Source organism: Sinorhizobium fredii NGR234 (assembly GCF_000018545.1).
Taxonomy (GTDB): Bacteria; Pseudomonadota; Alphaproteobacteria; order Rhizobiales; family Rhizobiaceae; genus Sinorhizobium; species Sinorhizobium fredii_A.
Genome location: NC_012586.1, coordinates 318,293 through 336,207 on the forward strand (window position 1 = coordinate 318,293; position 17,915 = coordinate 336,207).

General features: G+C 64.5%; 20 protein-coding genes. 12 read left to right on the forward strand and 8 right to left on the reverse strand.

The window, feature by feature from the left end; genetic code table 11:
• Window positions 1-11: 11 nt before the first annotated feature.
• The 3 genes from NGR_RS01545 to NGR_RS01555 are packed head-to-tail and all read left to right on the forward strand — an operon-like array spanning window position 12 to window position 2,084.
• Window positions 12-467, forward strand: coding sequence for a hypothetical protein (locus NGR_RS01545; RefSeq protein ID WP_012706379.1), 456 nt, complete (start codon window positions 12-14; stop codon window positions 465-467).
• A 10-nt stretch (window positions 468-477) separates the two neighbouring features.
• Window positions 478-1,191 carry an ABC transporter ATP-binding protein gene (locus NGR_RS01550; RefSeq protein ID WP_012706380.1) on the forward strand — a complete coding sequence of 238 codons (714 nt, stop codon included), beginning with the start codon at window positions 478-480 and terminating at the stop codon, window positions 1,189-1,191.
• A complete protein-coding gene (locus NGR_RS01555; RefSeq protein ID WP_012706381.1) occupies window positions 1,191-2,084 on the forward strand; it encodes an ABC transporter permease in 894 nt (297 codons plus the stop codon). Before NGR_RS01550 ends, NGR_RS01555 begins: the two co-directional genes overlap by 1 nt.
• A gap of 89 nt (window positions 2,085-2,173) precedes the next feature.
• Here NGR_RS01555 and NGR_RS33640 read toward each other — a convergent pair whose 3' ends face one another.
• From NGR_RS33640 to NGR_RS01590, 7 genes are all read right to left on the reverse strand, one after another.
• Entirely contained in the window at window positions 2,174-2,398 is a 225-nt protein-coding gene (locus NGR_RS33640; protein WP_012706382.1) for a hypothetical protein, read from the reverse strand.
• A gap of 168 nt (window positions 2,399-2,566) precedes the next feature.
• A complete protein-coding gene (locus NGR_RS01565; RefSeq protein ID WP_012706383.1) occupies window positions 2,567-2,818 on the reverse strand; it encodes a type II toxin-antitoxin system prevent-host-death family antitoxin in 252 nt (83 codons plus the stop codon).
• A 150-nt stretch (window positions 2,819-2,968) separates the two neighbouring features.
• Window positions 2,969-3,403, reverse strand: coding sequence for a pseudoazurin (locus NGR_RS01570; RefSeq protein ID WP_012706384.1), 435 nt, complete (start codon window positions 3,401-3,403; stop codon window positions 2,969-2,971).
• Window positions 3,404-3,565: 162 nt separating this feature from the next.
• Entirely contained in the window at window positions 3,566-5,770 is a 2,205-nt protein-coding gene (locus NGR_RS01575) for a hybrid sensor histidine kinase/response regulator (protein ID WP_012706385.1), read from the reverse strand.
• Entirely contained in the window at window positions 5,767-6,948 is a 1,182-nt protein-coding gene (locus tag NGR_RS01580; protein ID WP_012706386.1) for an FIST N-terminal domain-containing protein, read from the reverse strand. Before NGR_RS01580 ends, NGR_RS01575 begins: the two co-directional genes overlap by 4 nt.
• Window positions 6,949-7,021: 73 nt before the next feature.
• Window positions 7,022-7,744, reverse strand: coding sequence for a response regulator transcription factor (locus tag NGR_RS01585; protein WP_012706387.1), 723 nt, complete (start codon window positions 7,742-7,744; stop codon window positions 7,022-7,024).
• A 90-nt stretch (window positions 7,745-7,834) separates the two neighbouring features.
• Window positions 7,835-9,601, reverse strand: coding sequence for a PQQ-dependent methanol/ethanol family dehydrogenase (locus NGR_RS01590; RefSeq protein ID WP_012706388.1), 1,767 nt, complete (start codon window positions 9,599-9,601; stop codon window positions 7,835-7,837).
• Between the two features lie 486 nt (window positions 9,602-10,087).
• On the opposite strand from NGR_RS01590, the gene pqqA reads away from it, so the two are divergent.
• From pqqA to NGR_RS01635, 9 genes are all read left to right on the forward strand, one after another.
• Window positions 10,088-10,183, forward strand: coding sequence for a pyrroloquinoline quinone precursor peptide PqqA (gene pqqA, locus NGR_RS01595; protein WP_037399381.1), 96 nt, complete (start codon window positions 10,088-10,090; stop codon window positions 10,181-10,183).
• A gap of 45 nt (window positions 10,184-10,228) precedes the next feature.
• Entirely contained in the window at window positions 10,229-11,140 is a 912-nt protein-coding gene (pqqB, locus tag NGR_RS01600; protein WP_012706390.1) for a pyrroloquinoline quinone biosynthesis protein PqqB, read from the forward strand.
• A complete protein-coding gene (pqqC, locus tag NGR_RS01605; protein ID WP_012706391.1) occupies window positions 11,137-11,904 on the forward strand; it encodes a pyrroloquinoline-quinone synthase PqqC in 768 nt (255 codons plus the stop codon). The genes pqqB and pqqC overlap by 4 nt, the downstream gene beginning before the upstream one ends.
• Window positions 11,901-12,194 (forward strand): pyrroloquinoline quinone biosynthesis peptide chaperone PqqD, encoded by a 294-nt coding sequence (pqqD, locus tag NGR_RS01610; protein WP_012706392.1) that lies wholly within the window; start codon window positions 11,901-11,903, stop codon window positions 12,192-12,194. The genes pqqC and pqqD overlap by 4 nt, the downstream gene beginning before the upstream one ends.
• Window positions 12,191-13,315, forward strand: coding sequence for a pyrroloquinoline quinone biosynthesis protein PqqE (pqqE, locus tag NGR_RS01615; protein WP_012706393.1), 1,125 nt, complete (start codon window positions 12,191-12,193; stop codon window positions 13,313-13,315). The genes pqqD and pqqE overlap by 4 nt, the downstream gene beginning before the upstream one ends.
• A 264-nt stretch (window positions 13,316-13,579) precedes the next feature.
• On the forward strand, window positions 13,580-14,611 hold the full coding sequence (locus NGR_RS01620) for a helix-turn-helix domain-containing protein (RefSeq protein WP_012706394.1): 1,032 nt from the start codon (window positions 13,580-13,582) through the stop codon (window positions 14,609-14,611).
• 270 nt (window positions 14,612-14,881) lie between these two features.
• The gene (locus NGR_RS01625; RefSeq protein WP_012706395.1) at window positions 14,882-15,859 is read left to right on the forward strand and encodes an AraC family transcriptional regulator; all 978 of its coding nucleotides are present in this window, start codon (window positions 14,882-14,884) and stop codon (window positions 15,857-15,859) included.
• 84 nt (window positions 15,860-15,943) lie between these two features.
• Window positions 15,944-16,450, forward strand: coding sequence for a hypothetical protein (locus NGR_RS01630; RefSeq protein ID WP_012706396.1), 507 nt, complete (start codon window positions 15,944-15,946; stop codon window positions 16,448-16,450).
• A 209-nt stretch (window positions 16,451-16,659) separates the two neighbouring features.
• On the forward strand, window positions 16,660-16,833 hold the full coding sequence (locus tag NGR_RS01635; RefSeq protein ID WP_012706397.1) for a hypothetical protein: 174 nt from the start codon (window positions 16,660-16,662) through the stop codon (window positions 16,831-16,833).
• Here the strand turns inward: NGR_RS01635 and NGR_RS01640 are convergent.
• On the reverse strand, window positions 16,808-17,872 hold the full coding sequence (locus tag NGR_RS01640) for an adenylate/guanylate cyclase domain-containing protein (RefSeq protein WP_012706398.1): 1,065 nt from the start codon (window positions 17,870-17,872) through the stop codon (window positions 16,808-16,810). The two genes, NGR_RS01635 and NGR_RS01640, sit on opposite strands and share 26 nt — an antisense overlap.
• Window positions 17,873-17,915 lie beyond the last annotated feature (43 nt).

Sequence of the window (17,915 nt, forward strand, 5' to 3'; positions counted from 1 at the left end):
GGAGAAAGAGGATGAGGCACAGGATCGTGTTTGCGGCGCTGCTGGCGCTGGCCCTGCCAAACGGCGTGGCGCTGGCCGATGAAGAGAGCGAGACACCCGAGACGGGGCTTGCCGGGCTTCTTTCGGCGCCGAACCGCAAGGAACTGCCGAAGCTGACGCTTGCCGCCGGCGCCGCCCTCGCCGCCGAACCGATGCGGCTGAAGTCCGGCAGCTATTACAAGCTGACGGTCGAGGCCGATGGCAGCCAGGAACTGGCGCTCGAAGGCGCCGGCTTCTTCCGTGCCATCTGGATGAACGAGATCGTCGTCGAAGGCATCGAGATCCGGCCCCTCGGCGTCGCCTCGCTGGAGTTCGACGAAGCGGGGGAGGCGGAAATCAGCTTCGTCGCGGTCGTGCCGGGCAGCTACGAGCTGAAGGTTCCGGGCACCAGCGGCGACTTGCAGAAAGTCGCCATCACCATCGAATAGGGGGACGGGCGTGGACGGGCTGGCGGTCGAGGCGATCACGCATGATTGGGGCGCGCGGCGGGCCCTCGACGCGGTGAGTTTCTCCGTGGCGCGGGGTCAGTTCTGCGCGCTGCTCGGGCCGAACGGCGCCGGCAAATCGACGCTCTACGGCCTGCTCACCCGGCTGTTCACCCCGCGCGCCGGAGCGATCGTCATCGCCGGCCACGATCTCGCCCGCAATCCACGCGCCGCCCTTGCGCGGATCGGTGTCGTCTTCCAGCAACCGACCATCGATCTCGACCTCACGGTGCGGCGCAACCTTCTTTATTTCGCGGCGCTGCACGGCCTTTTCGGACGGCAGGCGGAGGCGCGGGTCGCGGCAGCGCTGGAGCGGCTCGGCATGGCGGATCGCGCCGGTGAAAAGGCGGCAGCGCTCAATGGAGGGCACCGCCGGCGCATGGAGATCGCCCGTGCCCTTGTCCACGGTCCCTCCGTCCTGCTCCTCGACGAGCCGACGGTCGGCCTTGATGCCGCCGCTCGCGCCGCCATCGTCGATCATGTGCACCGCCTTGCCGCCGAGGACGGCCTGACGGTGCTCTGGGCTACGCATCTCGTCGACGAGGTCCGGCCGCGGGACCGGCTGGTCGTTCTTCATCGCGGCCGCGTACTCGCTGCCGGTGAAGCCGGCGACATCGGTGGCGCCGATCTCACCGGCCGGTTTCTGGCACTAACGGGAGGAGCGTGATGACGCATGCTGAAGAGTGCAATGATCTTGAGCCCAGGCGCTTCGATGTCGTGACCGTCACTCGGTCCAGAACGCTGGAGTCGTCGGCGGCCGACACTCTCCTTAATCGCGCTCTCGTCGCCCTCAGCTCCATCCTTTGTCGGGAGGCGCTGCGTTTCCTCGGCCAACGTGGTCGCTTGCTCGCAGCCCTGGTGCGCCCGCTCGTCTGGTTGATCGTCTTCGCCGCCGGGTTTCGTGCGGCGCTCGGCCTGTCGATCACGCCGCCCTACCAGACCTATATCACCTACGAGATATACATCACCCCCGGCCTCGTCGGGATGATCCTGCTGTTCAACGGCATGCAGTCCTCGTTGAGCCTCGTCTACGACCGCGAGATGGGCTCGATGCGCCTGTTGCTGACGGCGCCGCTGCCGCGTTGGTGGCTGCTGACGTGCAAGCTCATCGCCGGCAGCCTGATCTCGGTCATCCAGGCCTATGTCTTTCTCGCTGCTGCCGCCGCCTGGGGCATCCGTTTTACCCTGACCGGCTACCTCTGCGCCCTGCCGGCCATCATGCTTGCCGCCCTGATGGTCGGGGCGCTCGGGCTCGTTCTTTCCTCATTCATCCGGCAACTGGAGAATTTCGCGGGCGTGATGAACTTCGTGATCTTCCCGGTCTTCTTCCTTTCAACGGCGCTCTATCCGCTGTGGCGGATGGCGGAAGCCTCGCCGCTCCTGCGCAACATTTGCGCCGTCAATCCGTTCACACATGCCGTCGAACTGGTCCGCTTCGCGCTCCATGCTCAAGTCGAGCCGCTCGCACTTGCGGTCACGGTCGCCGCGCTCGCCGTCTTCGGCGCCGGCGCCCTGTGGGGCTACGACCCGGCCCGCGGCCTCGCGGCCCGCAAGGTCTGAGCACGTCGCACTTGTCCCCAACGCTGCACACGCTTGGGCTACGTGCCGTGGGATGGCACAACCACGGCAATATGGCCGATGCCTGTTGTTTATTTACGGACGACGGCGCGGAGACGGCGCTGTGTTGCTGCCTGTTTGATGAGGATGGCTATTTTCCGGACGAAAGCCGGGCTGAAGGCGCCGCTCGGCGTCGTCGTCGAGAAATCATAGGCTTCGTCCAGTTCGACCCGATTGTACTCGTCGAGGACGAGCCAAGACGGGAAGCGAAGGCCGCCGCGGCGGCATTCGATTTCGCTGATGACGATGTGCACCATCGACGAACCGGGCCTCTGCGTGGTGATGGGAAATAGGAACAGCCTGGCCGGCTCCGTCGGTGTCTTTACCAGCAGGCAAACGGGCCGCTCCTTGCGGCCCGTTTCCTCCCCGGCGTCTGCCTCGCCCAGGGGTAGTGGTAGCGCAGGATGTCGCCGGCCTTGAGTGCCTTAACCATGGTCGTCATCGCCGGCAATAATGGCGTCGAGGCCGGCGATGAGCTCTTCGTGAACATCGTCCGGCGCATCCGCAAGCGTATAAGCCTCTACACGGGGCCGACCGACAAGCTTGTGGTAGTCGGTGGCAGACAGGATGACGAGCTTTTCCTTGCCGCGCTTGGTGAGAGCGACGGGCTCGATCAATGCCGTCTCGAGGATTTCGCCGGATGCCCGGTTCATGTCGCTGAAGGTGAATTGCTTCACAGGGACGCTCCGCAATCTGATATACGTAAAATACGTAATTTATGCGATTCTGTCCACTGAAACGTCACAGGTGTTTGCGGTGCGTGCGACCCCGCTCGGCACCGGAGCGGGCGAGCCTGAAGCCCGCTCCAAGCCAGTATGTTACTCTCGTCAACGAAATGAAGCGGCCAGCGCCTCCTTTATCCGCTCATCGGCCTTTTTCGGCAGTTTCACGGCCTTCACGGCTTCGACATTGGGCGGCACTTCACCCACCTGGATCAGCGCCACCATGCCCATGGCGAAATGCGGCGAGCACTTCACGCCGTAGAGGCCGGGCACGGTCGGCGTCATCACATATTCTTCATTGACCTTGCTTTTGAACTTGTCGACGCCGTCGGGCAGCATCCCCTTGATCGACTCGACATTGTGGCCCTTGTCGACGGGCACGAAGCGGATCGTGTCGCCGGCGGCGGCCTTCACGAAGGCAGGCTCGAAGATCATGGTCCCGCTCTCTCCCTTGTTCAGCATCTTCACTTCGTGCTCTGCGGCGATTGCCGCTCCTGCCATGAGCACCATCGCGGCAACGATTCCCATTCTTCTCAGCATTCGCTTCTCCCTGAGGCTTTCGACTGTCCTCAAGGAAACCTCGAAAGGCGGGGGTCATGCAATGCGACCTTGGTGCCGGTCATCGTCGTGCGGAGGGGCAAAAGGTATGGATTACAATAGGTTGGGATGAAGAGCGAGGACGTCGTGCCGCAATCGCTTTCCTCATCCCCCTCTCGTGACGAAGGCGTCGAGCACCTCCGGGTCGAGGGGCTTGTAGATGATCTCGATCTCGGCCGCGGCGCAGGCATCGCGCACACTCGGCGTGCGGTCGGCGGTGATGATCCTGGCCGGCCGGTCGCCGTGACGCTGCTTGAGAGCCGTCAAGGTCTCGATCCCCGTCAGTCCGTCGCCGAGCTGCTGGTCGACCAGGTAAAGATCGGGAACGATGCCCATCTCGTCGACCAGTTCCAGCGCCTCCTCGCCGCTCGCCACCTCCAGAACGGTGACGCCGCGCCGCTCCAGAACCAGGCTGATCGCATGGCGCAGTTCCTCGTCGTTCTCGACGAGAAGGGCGATGCGGTCGCCGACGTCGTCCGTCGCGCCGTCCTCGATCGCTTCGCCGCAAGGGTAGCTCGCCACGGCGCGCGCCGGCGCCTGTTCCAGTTCGATGGCAAAGCAGGTGCCGCGCCCGGGCGTCGAGTTGAGCGTCAGACGGTGGCCGAGCAGCGCGCAGGCGCGCTCGACGATTGCCAGGCCGAGCCCCAGGCCCTCGGAGGCGGATGCCGAGGCATTGAGGCGGTGGAACTCCCGAAAGATCGCCCGCTGGTCCTCGGGAGCGATGCCGGGACCGGTATCGTGCACCTCGATCCGCACGCCGCCCGGCAGGCGCCGCGGACCGACGAGCACGCGGCCGGTGCGCGTATATCGGATCGCATTGCTGATGAGGTTCTGCAGGATGCGCCTGAGATAGGCCGGATCGCTGAAGACCGTCAGAGCGCAAGGCAGGATGGCAAGCTGCAAGCCCTTGCGTTCCGCCATGGGCGCGAATTCGTCGGTGAGCTGGGCAAACAGCGGCGCAAGACGGACGGGCGATATTTCGACCACCGCCTCGTCGAGGCGCGAAATATCGAGGAGGGCACCGAGGATCGCCTCGACGCTCGCCAGCGCCTTGTGTGCCTTGTCGAGGGTGCCGCCGGCCCGCTCGTCTTCCGTTTCGTCGCGTGCCGAGGCGACAAAGAGCTTGGCGGCGGAAAGCGGCTGCAGGAGGTCGTGGCTGGCGGCCGCGACAAAACGGGCGCGGGTGGAATTGGCGCGCTCCGCATCGGCAAGCGCGGCGCGCAGGTCTTCGGTACGGGCCGCCACCCGCGCCTCGAGCGAAGCGTTGGCGCGCTGCATCGCCTGGATCGCTAGCCGCTCGCGCGTCACGTCGCTGAACGACATGACGAAGCCTCGGTCCGGCGTCTCCTCGGCAAACACAACGAGCATCACGCCCGAGGTGCGGCGGATCTCGAGGAACAGCGGCGGCCGTTGCGTCTGCTGGACAGCCCAGGAGAAAAGCTCGGGGGGCGTGATGGAACTGAGCAGTTCGCCGTCACGCTGCATCCAGCGTTGCAGCGTGTCGAAGCCTGTCCCGGTGCGCAGCACGGTCACCGGGATGTCGAGCAACAGGCGAAGCCGTTCGTTCCAGCCGACCAGCCGGCCGGCCGCGTCGAAGATGCATATGCCCTGGTTGATATGTTCCAACGTCGCGTGGATCAGGCGGGCCTGATCGTCCAGCATCCTGCCCCGTTCGCTTCGCTCCATGCGGATGATTTCCGTCACGTCGGTCTGGAGAACGACCGTGCCGCCGTCGGAGGTCGGCTGCTCGCTCACCTGCAGCCAGCGGTCGCCGGCAAGCGCCACCTGGAAGACGCTCCGCGTGCGATGGCGCTGCATCCGCGTCGCCATCCAGTCGGCCGGCCCCCCGCCCTTCGGCAAGGCGAGGAAGCGTGAACGGCTGCAGGCCTCGATGTAGTCGGCAAAGGACAGGCCCGGGCGAAGCGTGGCACGGACGTCCTCGAGATCACAGCAGAATCGGGAATTGTACATCACCAGGATTTCGCTGGCGTCGAACAGGGCAAATCCCTCTTCAACCGCCTCGATGGCATCGGCAAGGTTGCGGCGCGCACGCTCGGTCGCACGGTTCGCTTCGGCCAGCCGCGCATTCGTCTCGTTGAGAATCTTCAGTGTCGATTCAAGGTCGGATGTGCGCTGCCGCACCCGATCTTCCAAGAGGGCGGCGCGCTGGAACTGCTCGTAGGCGACGCCGCGTTCGCCGGAGGCCTGTTCGACCTGGCGCATCAGCACCTCGGCGATGGTCAGAAGCTTCGCGGTGTTGCGCTCGGGGTTGTCGGCAGGATCGATCAGCCAGTCGGAGATGCGGGTCATTCCGGGACCTTCTCGGGCAGTACGGTGCCCGGCGGGTAAATGGCGACGCCGGTCATCGTCTGGTTGACATGCATCGGCCCGAACTGTTCGCCATAGGTGGAAAAGCCGACGACGCCATGGCGGCGCAAGAGCCCGGAGACGCGGCCGATGACCTGCTTCTCTTCAGCCTCCAGCCGGCGCAGGATGCAGTCGAAGGCAAGGATTGCCGTCGGCCGCTCCGGCATGCACAGGCCGGCGAGTTCGCGTTTGAGCTGACCTACCATGTCGGCGGGCTCGGTGATCGTCAGCACGACGCCCTCGTCGATGGCCGAGAAGAAAACAAGATCGCCGTTGTCCATCACCTGACGGATGGCACGCACGTGGTGGCGCGTTCCCATGCGGACCGCGACCGGATGCGCGGCGAAAGTGAACGGGCTGAGCTGTTGCGGGTCCTTGCCGACGAGGCGGGCATATTCATGCGCTGCCGGTTCGGCATTGATCTGCCGGACGACGCGGCGGCGCGGATCGGCCTCGGTGACCACCATGCGTCTTTCGGTGGGCATGAGGTGGTCGAAGTTGAAAACGCGGACCGGACATTCCGTACGCACCAGCGCCAGAACGGCCGCGTTGCGCGACAGCCGACCGCCGTCGAGCACGAAGGTGCGCGCGTAACGCGTCCCGTCGCCGGCCGAGCCGCCGAGCATGGGCATCGCTCCGAGGCCGGCGGCAAGCGCGGAGGTCAATTCGTCCTCCTTCTGCGACAGGCCATCGACGAGCAGCAACGCGAATTCATGCGCCAGCTCGGGATATTGCCGGGCCATCGCCACACGCTTGCGAACGACGGCGGCGGCGAGCGCGGGCGGATCGAGCCGCATGAGGTCGGGAATAGTGACGGTATCGACGCGGAAGAATTCGGAAGGCAGGGCGAGTGCGACGACGGTGCCCTCGTCATAGCCGGCGCCGGAAATCTCGCCTGCGGTGGTGCAGCCAACGATCGGGACGTCGACGAAGACCCGCGCCGCCTCGGCCGGCAGGCGCTCCAGGTCGGCCGCCGGCGACAGGAAAAGCATGATCAGCGAAAACGGTCCGGGTCCCAGTTGGCGCGACAGGGTTTCCGCGGCATTCGGATCGTTTGCCGCCGTACTGGCACTTGGGACGATCGCGTCGCGAACCACGCCGCTTCCGCCGAATATCCTCATTCCCTCCTCCTGCGCGAACCGCAATGCAGCGTGTCTTGGGCTGCGAACCCACGCGGGCAGCGGGCCGAAGGCGTCAGTCCTCCGGCGCCAGAGCCGTAAAGCGCGCCTCCTGTGCGAACAAGACGGCCTGCATGCGTGTCTGCACGCCAAGTTTCCGCATGATCGCGGTAACGTGCGCCTTCACCGTGGTCTCGGCAATGGAAAGTTCATAGGCGATTTGCTTGTTCATCAGGCCGGCACAGACGAGTTGGAGTATCTTCGCCTGTTGTCGCGTCAGCAGCCCCAGCCGGGCGACGGCCTCGTCCGACAGGGAGGGGCTGCCCGGCTCCAGGGCCATCTGCGGCGCATGGATTTCGCCTCGCGCGATCGCCGCGAAGGCGGCGCGAAATTCATCCCGGGCGGCATGCTTCGGTACGAAGCCGTTGATGCCCGCCTTGAGCAACGCGCGGATGACCCTCAACTCGTCGAGCGACGAGACGACGACGATCGGAATTTGAGGGGCGGCCTGGCGGAGCCGCACGACACCGTCCAGGCCGTTGACGTCAGGCAGATTGAGGTCCAGCACGACCACATCCGGCGGCCCATCCTGGTCCAGCCGCGCGAGAGCGGCATCCAGCGTGCCGACGGACTCGATCGACTGGATCCCGACGAGTCCGCTCAAAGTCATCGCCAGCGCATCGCAGAACAAGGGATGGTCGTCGACGATCAGTGCCGATCGCAGTTCGACAGGTTTGAACAGCGGCTGCACCGGCGAAATCGTACGCGGTGTCTGGAAAGAATTGCGGATGATGATCATGTGAGCGCCCCGCACCGTTCTGCCATTGTCGTAACGGTCATTGTCGCACCGGTCAGGGGGCCGGGCGACCAGGCCCGACCCCCCTGTCCCCTATTTTGCCAAAGCCAGCTGCTTCGGCAAGCGGAAGGTCCAAACCATGCCACCTTGGTTGAGATAGTTGACCTTCTTGGCGACTTCGCCGCCCCAAAGGGGGACCGCGCCGCCCCAACCGGAGATCACCGACACATATTGCTCGCCGTCCTGCTCCCAGGTGATCGGCTGGCCGACCACGCCCGAGCCGGTCTGGAAGGACCAGAGCTCTTCGCCGGTCTCGTCGTCGAGCGCCTTGAATTCGCCCTCGGGCGTTCCGACGAAGACCAGCCCCCCGGCAGTGGCCATGACACCGCCCCACAGGGGCGCGGCGTTCTTGTATTCCCACTTGATCTCGCCGCTGTTCGGGTCGATCGCCTTCAGCGAGCCGATATAGTCTTCGAACAGCGGCTTGATGGTGAAGCCGGCCCCGAGGTAGGCGGCCCCCTTCTTGTAGGAGATCGGCTCATTCCAGATATCCATACCCCATTCGTTCGAGGGCACGTAAAAGAGCTCGCTCTTCTGGCTGTAGGCCATCGGCATCCAGTTCTTGCCGCCGAGGAAGGAGGGAACCGAAAAGACCTGCTGCCCCTTGCCGCCGTCGGCCGCCGAAGACGGATCGCCGGGGCGGTTTTCCTCGGCATAGATCGGCCGACCGGTCTCGTCGATACCCTTCGCCCAGGTGATGTTCTTAACGAAAGGATAGGCGGCGACGAACTTTCCGTCCTCGCGGTTGAGAACGTAGAAGAAGCCGTTCCGGTCGGCGGTCGCAAAGCGCTTCGTGCCGTCCTTGGAGATGAAGGGCACGACTTCATTCACACCGTCGAAATCCCAGCCTTCCCTCGGCGTCGTCTGGAAGTGCCACTTGATCTCGCCATTCTCCGGATTGATGCCGAGGCGGCTCGCGGCGTAGAGGTTGTCGCCCTTGTTGCCCTCGACCGGCTTGCCGGCGTTGCGCAGATGGCTGTTCCAAGGAGCGGGGTTGCCGGTGCCGAAGACCAGCGTATCGGTATCGGCGTCGTAAGATCCGCCGAGCCAGGTGGCGCCGCCGCCTGTCTTCCAAAGGTCGCCGGGCCAGGTCGCATTCAGCGTCCCGGTCATCGAGCTATCCTTGCCCTTGTAACTCCCGACGTGCCCTTCGATGACCGGACGGGTCCATACCAGTTCGCCGGTCTTGGCATCGCGGGCCTGGACCTCGCCGACGATACCGAACTCGCCACCGGAATTGCCGGTGATGATGAGGCCGTTCACGATCAAGGGCGCGGCCGTGTAGCTGTAGCCTTCCTTGTAATTGGCGATCTTCTTGTTCCAGACCACATCGCCCGTCTTGCGGTTGAGGGCGACGAGACGGGCATCCAGGGTGCCGAAATAGATATTGTCGCCGTAGATGGCGGCACCGCGGTTGATCACGTCGCAACAGGGCAGGATACCCTCGGGCAAGCGGGCGTCGAACTGCCAGAGCTCCTTTCCGGTCTTGATATCGATGGCGTAAAGCCGGCTGTAGGAGGCGGTGATATACATCACGCCATCATAGACGATCGGCTGGCTTTCCTGTCCGCGCTGCTTTTCGCCGCCGAGGCTGAAACCCCAGGCAGGCAGCAGGTTCTTGACGTTCGTCTTGTTCAGCGTTTCGAGGGGCGAGTAACGCTGCAGCCCCCTTCCCATGCCGTTGGTGAGCACGTCGCCGACCGTAGTGGCATCCTTGGCGAGGTCCTCCTCCGTCACCTCCGCCGAGGCCAGTCCCGCCAGTGACAGGAGCGTCACGGCAGTCAGCATCAATCTTTGCATATCCTTCTCCTTCCCTCGCAAATCCGTTGCGCGAGCCGCAACCGTCTGGCAGCACCGATCATCCCCCCGCGACAAAGCTACGGATATTGCACCTTGGTCGTAATTGCGGGGGTCGTAATGGCGGGGGGCGTAATGGCAGGAGTCGCAATGGCGGGTGCGGCCGAGGCCCGATGGGCGCCTCAGCGTTCAAGACCCGTTGTCGATTGTCCGTAGGTCGTATTGCCGGCCCCGACATGGTTGCTACCATCGGCACGAACAACGGGGTTCCGTAGTGCTGACCAGTTTGATCTGAACTACGACCACCGATGCGAAAAAGCCCGGCGGCAGCGCCGTTGCCGGGTCTTGCCGGTGCGGCAGAAAGCCGACCCGGCTCCTCACCCAAGCGGCGTTCCGACAAACACCGCTTGTTCCGTGCTCGACCCGGCAGCGACGGCGCCTGCAAGGGCCGGACCGGGCACCAAACCGCCTGAAGCGAATGGAGAAAACATGTCCTGGCATGCACCAAAATTCATCGACGTCAGCTGCGCCATGGAAATCACCCGCTACGCTCCCGCCGACGGGAGCGAGCCGGTCCTTTTTTGACGCTCCGCCACACGTTGGTCGGCGGAAAGCTCGTTAGGTCAGCCAATGAAGAATGCGTCCGATCTCCGTGTTGTCGTTCTGGGGGCCGCCGCTGGCGGCGGCCTCCCTCAATGGAATTGCGGTTGCCGGAACTGCGCAGCCGCCCGTGAGCCGGGTTCTTCCCTGCGGCCACAAACACAGTCGTCGCTGGCCGTCAGCCTGGACGGCGAGGCCTGGGCCATCTTCAATGCCTCTCCCGATATCCGCCAGCAGATACAAGTCAACGCGGCGCTGCAGCCCCACCGGCTCCGTCACAGCCCGATCAAGGCCGTGGTGCTGACGAACGGCGATATCGATCATCTGGCGGGACTTCTCGTGCTGCGGGAAAAGCAGCCGTTCACCGTGTTCTCGACCGGCGCGGTGGCCGAGGTGATCGCCGACAATCCGGTCTTTGGCGTCCTCGATCCGGGATTGGTGTCGAAAAGCGTCGTCGCCATCGAAGAGCCTTTCTCGCCGCTTCCGGGGCTCGAGGCGCGGCTCTTCGCCGTGCCCGGCAAGGTTCCGCTTTTCCTGGAAGACGGCGATCCCGAACTCGGTCTCGAAGGCGAGCAGACGGTCGGGCTCGAACTCAGGGCCGACGGCAAACGCGTCTACTACATTCCCGGTTGCGGCGCACTGAGCGGCAGCCTTGTCGCGCGCCTCGAAGGCGCGGACGCCTTGTTCTTCGACGGTACGCTGTTCAGCGACGACGAGATGATCGCAGCCGGCGTCGGCCAGAAGACCGGCCGCCGCATGGGACACATGCCGATCGCAGGCGAAGACGGCAGCCTGAAAGCGCTCGGTCCCCTGAAAATCCCGAGAAAGATCTATGTCCACATCAACAATACGAACCCGATCTGGCAGGCCGGTCCCGAGCGGGAGTGCGCCGAAGCCCACGGCTTCGAAGTCGGGTTCGACGGAATGGAGGTCCGCCCTTGACCATCGCCGCTGACAAACAGGCGTTTCACGCCCGCCTCTTGAGCATCGGAAGCGACCGCTATCACGACAAGCATCCTTTTCATGTGATGCTGCATGGCGGCCGCTGCACCATGACCCAGGTTCGCGCCTGGGTCCTCAATCGGTACTATTACCAGACCCGGATCCCGATGAAGGACGCGGCCTTCCTGTCGCGCTGCGACGACCCGCAAATGCGTCGGGCATGGCGCTCCCGCATCGAGGATCACGACGGCGGCCACGACGAGGGAGGCGGTATCCGGCGCTGGCTGCGCCTCGCCGAGGCGGTCGGCCTCGATGCTGATTTCGTCGCTTCCACAAAAGGCGTCCTGCCTGCAACCCGATTTGCCGTCGACGCCTATGTTGCCTTCGTTCGCCAGCAGCCGCTGCTGGAAGCGGTCGCTTCCTCGCTGACCGAGCTCTTTGCGCCCAAAATCCATTCGGAGCGGATCGCCGGTCTCCTCGAGCACTACGCCTTCGCCGACGATGCGGCGCTCGCCTATTTCCGCCAAAGGCTGGTGGAAGCGCCGCAGGACGTGAAGTTCGGCCTCGCCTATGTCCTCGACCATGCCGATACGGCGGAAAAACAGAATGCCGCCGTCGCGGCGCTGACCTTCAAGACGGAGGTCTTGTGGTCACAGCTCGATGCGCTCTACGGGGCCTATGTTGCCCCGGGCCTCATTCCGCCGGGCGGTTGGGATGGCCGGGAAGGCGTAACCGCTGCGGCAGCGGCGGAGGCGGCCGAATGACCGAGGCTCCGGCGATTTCGAGTTCCAGCGTCGTCAAACTGGCCCGCGGCGTGCGGTTGCGCGATGACGCGGTTCGGGGGCAGTTGGTGCTGTTGGCGCCGGAGCGCGCCATGGCCCTCGACGAAATCGCCGCCCGGATCGTCCAGGCCCTCGACGGTGAACGGACGCTCGATCGGATCGCAGCCGACTTTGCGGCGGAGTTTGAAGCACCGGCGGAAGAAATTGCAAACGACATCACGATCTTCATTCAGCAACTCGCCGCCCGCCGCATGCTGGAGATCGCCGAATGAGCAAGCCCATCACCGTCGGAAGCGATGCCGCCAGACATGCAAGGCCCGTACCGCCGCCCATGGCCATGCTGGCGGAACTGACGCACCGCTGTCCCTTGGCTTGCCCCTATTGTTCCAATCCCATCGATTTGACGCATGCCGATGGGGAGCTTTCGACCGGAGAGTGGATCGGCGTCTTCGAGCAGGCGGCCAAGCTCGGCGTGCTGCACCTGCATCTGTCCGGCGGTGAGCCGGCCGCGCGGCGCGATTTGGCCGAGCTGACGAGGGCGGCGGCTTCTTTCGGCCTCTATACCAATCTGATCACGTCGGGCGTCGGGCTGACAGAGGCCCGGATTGGTGAGCTTGCGGACGCCGGGCTCGACCACGTCCAGCTCTCCCTTCAAGGGGTTTCACCCGAGGGAGCCGACCGGATCAGCGGCTATAGAGGCGGTTATGACCGCAAGATGGCTGTCGCCGGCTGGGTAACGGCCGCCACCATCCCGCTGACGGTCAATGCCGTCTGCCACCGGCAGAACATGGATCAGATCGACGCCATGATCGATCTGGCGATCGGACTCAGGGCACGGCGCATCGAAATCGCGACGGTGCAGTTTCACGGCTGGGCCGAGCGCAACAAGGCGGCTCTCTTGCCGACACGGGTGCAAGTCGAGCGTGCGACCAGCACCGTTGCCGAAGCGCGTCGGAAATACGAAGGCGTAATCGAGATCGACTATGTGCCGGCCGACTATCACTCCAATTATCCGAAAGCCTGCATGGGCGGCTGGGGCCGTGTCGGCCTGAACGTCACGCCGTCCGGCCGGGTGCTTCCCTGTCATGCGGCCGAGACCATCCCGAGCCTCTCCTTCGACAATGTGCGCGACGGTTCGCTCGCTCGGATCTGGTATGAAGGCGACGCCTTCAATGCCTATCGTGGCGACACATGGATGCCGGAACTTTGCCGGAGTTGCGAGCGCAAGAATGTCGATTTCGGCGGCTGCCGTTGCCAGGCCATGGCGCTCGCCGGTGACGCCAGCGCGATGGATCCGGTTTGCGTTCGATCGCCGCTGCGCGGCGGGTTGACTGAGGATACGGATCGGCTGCTGGCACTGTCGTCGGCAGAGTTGGTTTTCCGCGGCCGGTGAGGGCATTCCTGCTGTAATTGTGCTTGACCACGCAGGCAGCCGCGGCCGTCCTCTGTGTTCGTCTACCTTTTAGGTGCAGACGGTCGAGCGCGCGCCCCGAAAGTCTTCAACGGCTCGCACACATGCGTGTCGACAGCGCGTCGTCGTAGGTCAAAACTGTCTCGGCATCGTCGCGGAGCGCTGTTGCGCATCGCTCTTGCCGGCTCTATGCTCCCGGCCAATTCGCGCCACAGCGTGCCGCTTTGAGGGAAAAACCGGGAACGCATGCCGGAAAACAGCACCGCACACGCCTCGTTTCAGTTTCGTGGTTCGTCATTCGACAGCATGATCGAAACGCTTGGCGGGGCGTTCGGCACATTCGATGCCGAGCCGATCAGCCAGGCCCGGGATTTCCGTTGGGGAATCGATCTTTCGGCCTGCGACAGTGCCGTACTGATCACCGGCTTCCATCAGACCGATTTCCAGTTCCACATCGAGCCAACCGCCGATACGACTGAGTATTTGTCGATCGTCGTGCCTCGAAGCGGCGGCATGGGGGTGACCTATGGGCCGCGCACGGCCGAGGCGGGGCAAGGAGAATTGCTTCTCTACAACAATTTCGAACCCAACAGCGTCATCATGCGCGGCGAAGAAAACGTGGTGGACGAGCTGTTGATCAACTGGTCTGTCGTCCTCCAGACATTGGGGCAGACTTTCGAGGCGCCCTTCGACGGGTCTCTCGACCTGGTGCCGCAGGTGAGTTTGGCTACGCCGGCCGGCCAGTTGATCGGCAATCTCACGGAAACGATCATGGGCGGCATCCGCAACGACGGTCCCCTGCTGCAGTCGCCGATCGCCATGGCGCATGTCACGCAGGCGCTGGCCGACGTCGTGGTGCGGCTGGTCCCGCATCGGCTATCGCATTTGCTGGACAAGAAGCCGTGCTTGATCGCCCCGCGTCACGTGCGCCGGGCGATCGAGTTCATGCAGGCCAATATTAGTCGGCCGATCACGATGCCGATGGTGGCCGAGGCGGCGGGCGTCTCCGTCCGGGCCCTCGAAACCGGTTTTCGTGCCTTCAGGGATACGACCCCCGCCGCTTATCTCCTCAGGCTTCGGCTGCGCGCAGCGCGACAGGACCTGCTCGATCCCGACAACAACCAGCCGATGAGAAAGATCTGCCTGAAATGGGGCTTCTTCCATTTCGGGCGGTTTTCCGCGGTCTACCGGTCGACCTATGGCGAAAACCCGTCCGACACAAGGCGACGTGTGGGCAGCTCGACGGCGCCTTACGTCTTTTCGGACGCGCAAAGGTAGTCCGCGTTCGACTACAGCGCCGCGCGTCCAATCGGATGCGATAAGGTCGCTGTAGCACTTTGAACTGCTGCATGATTCCTTAAATCGATCCCGATTTAAGGAATCATGCGTAGCTCGACGAGACGCGGTCCCGAGAGCCTGCGCTTAGCTGGCTTCTGGGGCCGCCTGTTGCATTGCAGGTTCGATCGTATGATGCTGTGCCGCCGCTGACATGCGTGACGACGAGAGCGGAAACCTGCTCATCCAGGATCCGCGAGGAGAGGATTATTCATGGCTTTGGGGGATCCGGCGAATCGTCCGGACTGGGTTACATTCGAAGGAAGCGACCCGGACCGCCTCGCAGCAACACTGACGAGCTGGACCTCCAATGTCGTTGTTCGACCACTCAGCAGGGAAAGGATCTCCTACAAGTGCGCGTGGGCGAACGCCGGCATCGTATCGATCGGCAGTACGCACTTCGACGGGCAGATTCTTTTCGAAAGCGAGGGCGCCGGCGGTCAGCTCGTGCTGATCGTGCCGCGCCGTGGCGGCGTCGATCTTCGTATGGGAAGGCAGGCATTTTGCACGTCTCCCGGACGGGGCGCCGTCATAGAAGGCAACCAGCGCATTGCCGCCCGATCGCTGAGTTCCCGGGAGCACATGTTCGTCGCTATCGATCAGGCGGCGCTTTACCGCCGACTGTGCGATGTGGTCGAGATGCCGGCCTCCGGGGCCTTGGAGTTCTCGCCGGAAATCGATCTGTTATCGGGACCAGGAACTGCAATCGCCAGCATTGCGGCGACGCTCCGAGCAGGCCTGGACGGCGAGGCACCGCTGCGCAGGTCGCCGCTCGCGCTGACAAACCTCAGTGAAGCCTTGATCCAGGTGATCCTCGATACGTTACCTCACCGCTTCTCGGAAAAAATGCGCCGCGCCGCTTCGCCGGTACCGCGTCATGTGAAGAAGGCGGTCGAGTTCATGATGGCCAACCTGTCGAAGCCGATCACTCTGGTGGAGGTCGCGGCCGTCTGCGGGGTCAGTTCGCGCACGCTCCAGCAGGGTTTTCGCCAGTTCAAAATGACCACTCCCATGAGTTATCTGCAGGATTTGCGCCTGAAGGCGCTCCGCGAAGAGCTGACCCAGGCGCGGCCCGGCCAAAGCATCGCCGATATCGCCTTCAAATGGGGCTTCACCCATATGGGACGTCTGGCCACGGACTACCGCAACCGTTTCGGCGAGCTTCCATCTCAGACACTCCGCTCCTGCTGATCGGCCGACAGGACGCCTGACTGCTCGAAATCGTCAGGCCCGGCCCTATAAATCAAAAGGCGACTAGATATGCCGGAGCCGGAGATGCGTGAACCTGAAACCATCAGTTTCCAGCCGAGCGAATGGGTACCGAACCACCCACGGCTGCCGGTGCTGGTCTATCGTCAAGCCTTGCCTTCTGTCGAGCGCGATGTCGCGGCTGAATTCGAGCGGCGCTTTGCCGAGGCCGGTTGGCAGGGCCTTTGGCGCAACGGCGTCTTTTCCTATCAGCACTACCACATCGGCGCCCACGAAGTCCTTGGTATCGCCAGGGGCATTGCAAGGCTGTTGATCGGCGGTTCCGAGGGCGCCGTGCTGGAGGTCGGCCCGGGCGATAGCCTGGTCCTGCCGGCCGGAACCGGTCACATGAATCTCGGAGCGAGCGACGGTTTTCTCGTCGTCGGCGGCTATCCGCCCGGCCAGACGGCCGATATTCAGACGAAGGCGGCCAGCAGAAGCGCCCTCCAAACGATTGCCGACCTGCCGCTTCCTCCAGCCGACCCGCTCTATGGCGCAAACGGGCCCCTCACGCGCCTCTGGCACAGTGCTTAGGCAGCAATTGATCACGGCACCGCGCATTCGAATGCGCTACCTTTGAACCCCCACGGCACTGCGAATCACGGGACGCTCACCGTTGAATTTCGAGCCTTGGGCCGGCTGAAGCCCCGCCTGTTCGATGCATTCACGGCACTAGGTACGGCGGAGGAGCACATTCAGGCGGTGCTTCCGCTGTTAGAGATCGCGCTTACTAGGAGAAGCGAATGACCGTAACTTTGGACCAGGCAATTGCGAAGATGGAAGCAACCGGAGACTGGGAGTTCGACGAGGACACTCTTTGGTCCGACAAGGATATTGCCGATTACGAGGCGGAGACCGGCCTGCTAAAGGGCGCCGATCTTCCAGGTCGGACTACGCGCGCGTCGCCGGCAGCGTGAACACGGGGCAGGGCGCCTGGATGCCGCGCAGCACGTGTTCGCCGAGCGGCACCAGCGGGCTGGAGGCCTCCGCGGCGACGGCTCCCGAAATCAGCACCGACTGGCCGAGCGGCCGGCACAGCCCCTCAAGTCGGCTGACCAGGTTGACGGCCGGGCCGATGGCGGTGAAGTCCAACCGGTCGACCGCGCCGATATTGCCCCACAGCACGTCACCGAGATGCAGCGCCGTTCCGAAGGGGAGCGGCGGCAGGCCCTGGGCCTGCCGCACGGCATCCAGATGCGCCATCCCGGCTCGGGCGGCGACCACGGCGCGCAGCGCCGCCTCACAGGCCTCGGGCGCCCAACCGGTGACCGGGAAGATCGCCAGCAGGCCATCGCCGATGAACTTCAGCACCTCGCCCCCGAAGGCATGGATCGCCCCGGCCACCCGGTCGAACCAGGCATCGAGGGCGGCGATCATCTCGGTGGGCTCTGTCGCTTCGGAGAGTGCGGTGAAGTTGCGCAGGTCGGCATAGAGCAGTGCGGCGCGTATGGTTTCGCCGGTTCCCCGTGTCAGCGCGCCGGCCTGCACTCGGGCAGCACTCCGCCGGCCGAGATAGGCCTCGAGCAGCGCCGACAGCGCCGCCTTCTCGGACAGGGCGGCCAGAGGCGCCGCGGCGAAGCGCGCCGCCTGGCGCAGCCGGCCGGCCTCGTCGTCGTCGAAGCCGCGCGTCCCGGCCCAGGCGAGTACGGGTTTGTCGGGCGCCGCACCGATCCTGTCCTCCAGCACCGGGCCGAGCGCGGCCAGCCAGTCGCGTTCGGCCTGGCTCGGCGGTCCGCCGGCGAAGCCCAGGGACTCGATCACCGCGCCGGACTCGGCCCGCCAGAGCCAGGTGCGACGGGCGATGATCGGATGCGGCACCGCGAGAGTCAGGGCGCCGCCGGCCAAGGGAAGACGGTCGGCCAGCAATCGGCCGCCGAGATCGGCCAGGAACCGGTCCGGCCCTGGTGAGGCGCCGGCCTCGTCCACCAGCCAGGCGAGGGGAGTGGGCAGATCCATGCGGCGATCATACCGCCACGGCCCGCGGCCTGTCACCCGCGTG

Coding starts and splice junctions, on each gene's coding strand:
- pqqA (WP_037399381.1), top strand. CDS start 10,088: ATGTCCTGGCATGCACCAAAATTCATCGACGTCAGCTGCGCCATGGAA.
- NGR_RS33640 (WP_012706382.1), bottom strand. CDS start 2,398: ATGGTGCACATCGTCATCAGCGAAATCGAATGCCGCCGCGGCGGCCTT.
- NGR_RS01545 (WP_012706379.1), top strand. CDS start 12: ATGAGGCACAGGATCGTGTTTGCGGCGCTGCTGGCGCTGGCCCTGCCA.
- NGR_RS01640 (WP_012706398.1), bottom strand. CDS start 17,872: ATGGATCTGCCCACTCCCCTCGCCTGGCTGGTGGACGAGGCCGGCGCC.
- NGR_RS01625 (WP_012706395.1), top strand. CDS start 14,882: ATGGCTTTGGGGGATCCGGCGAATCGTCCGGACTGGGTTACATTCGAA.
- NGR_RS01575 (WP_012706385.1), bottom strand. CDS start 5,770: ATGACCCGCATCTCCGACTGGCTGATCGATCCTGCCGACAACCCCGAG.
- NGR_RS01570 (WP_012706384.1), bottom strand. CDS start 3,403: ATGCTGAGAAGAATGGGAATCGTTGCCGCGATGGTGCTCATGGCAGGA.
- NGR_RS01590 (WP_012706388.1), bottom strand. CDS start 9,601: ATGCAAAGATTGATGCTGACTGCCGTGACGCTCCTGTCACTGGCGGGA.
- NGR_RS01620 (WP_012706394.1), top strand. CDS start 13,580: ATGCCGGAAAACAGCACCGCACACGCCTCGTTTCAGTTTCGTGGTTCG.
- NGR_RS01555 (WP_012706381.1), top strand. CDS start 1,191: ATGACGCATGCTGAAGAGTGCAATGATCTTGAGCCCAGGCGCTTCGAT.
- pqqD (WP_012706392.1), top strand. CDS start 11,901: ATGACCGAGGCTCCGGCGATTTCGAGTTCCAGCGTCGTCAAACTGGCC.
- NGR_RS01580 (WP_012706386.1), bottom strand. CDS start 6,948: ATGAGGATATTCGGCGGAAGCGGCGTGGTTCGCGACGCGATCGTCCCA.
- NGR_RS01585 (WP_012706387.1), bottom strand. CDS start 7,744: ATGATCATCATCCGCAATTCTTTCCAGACACCGCGTACGATTTCGCCG.
- NGR_RS01635 (WP_012706397.1), top strand. CDS start 16,660: ATGACCGTAACTTTGGACCAGGCAATTGCGAAGATGGAAGCAACCGGA.
- pqqE (WP_012706393.1), top strand. CDS start 12,191: ATGAGCAAGCCCATCACCGTCGGAAGCGATGCCGCCAGACATGCAAGG.
- NGR_RS01630 (WP_012706396.1), top strand. CDS start 15,944: ATGCGTGAACCTGAAACCATCAGTTTCCAGCCGAGCGAATGGGTACCG.
- pqqB (WP_012706390.1), top strand. CDS start 10,229: ATGAAGAATGCGTCCGATCTCCGTGTTGTCGTTCTGGGGGCCGCCGCT.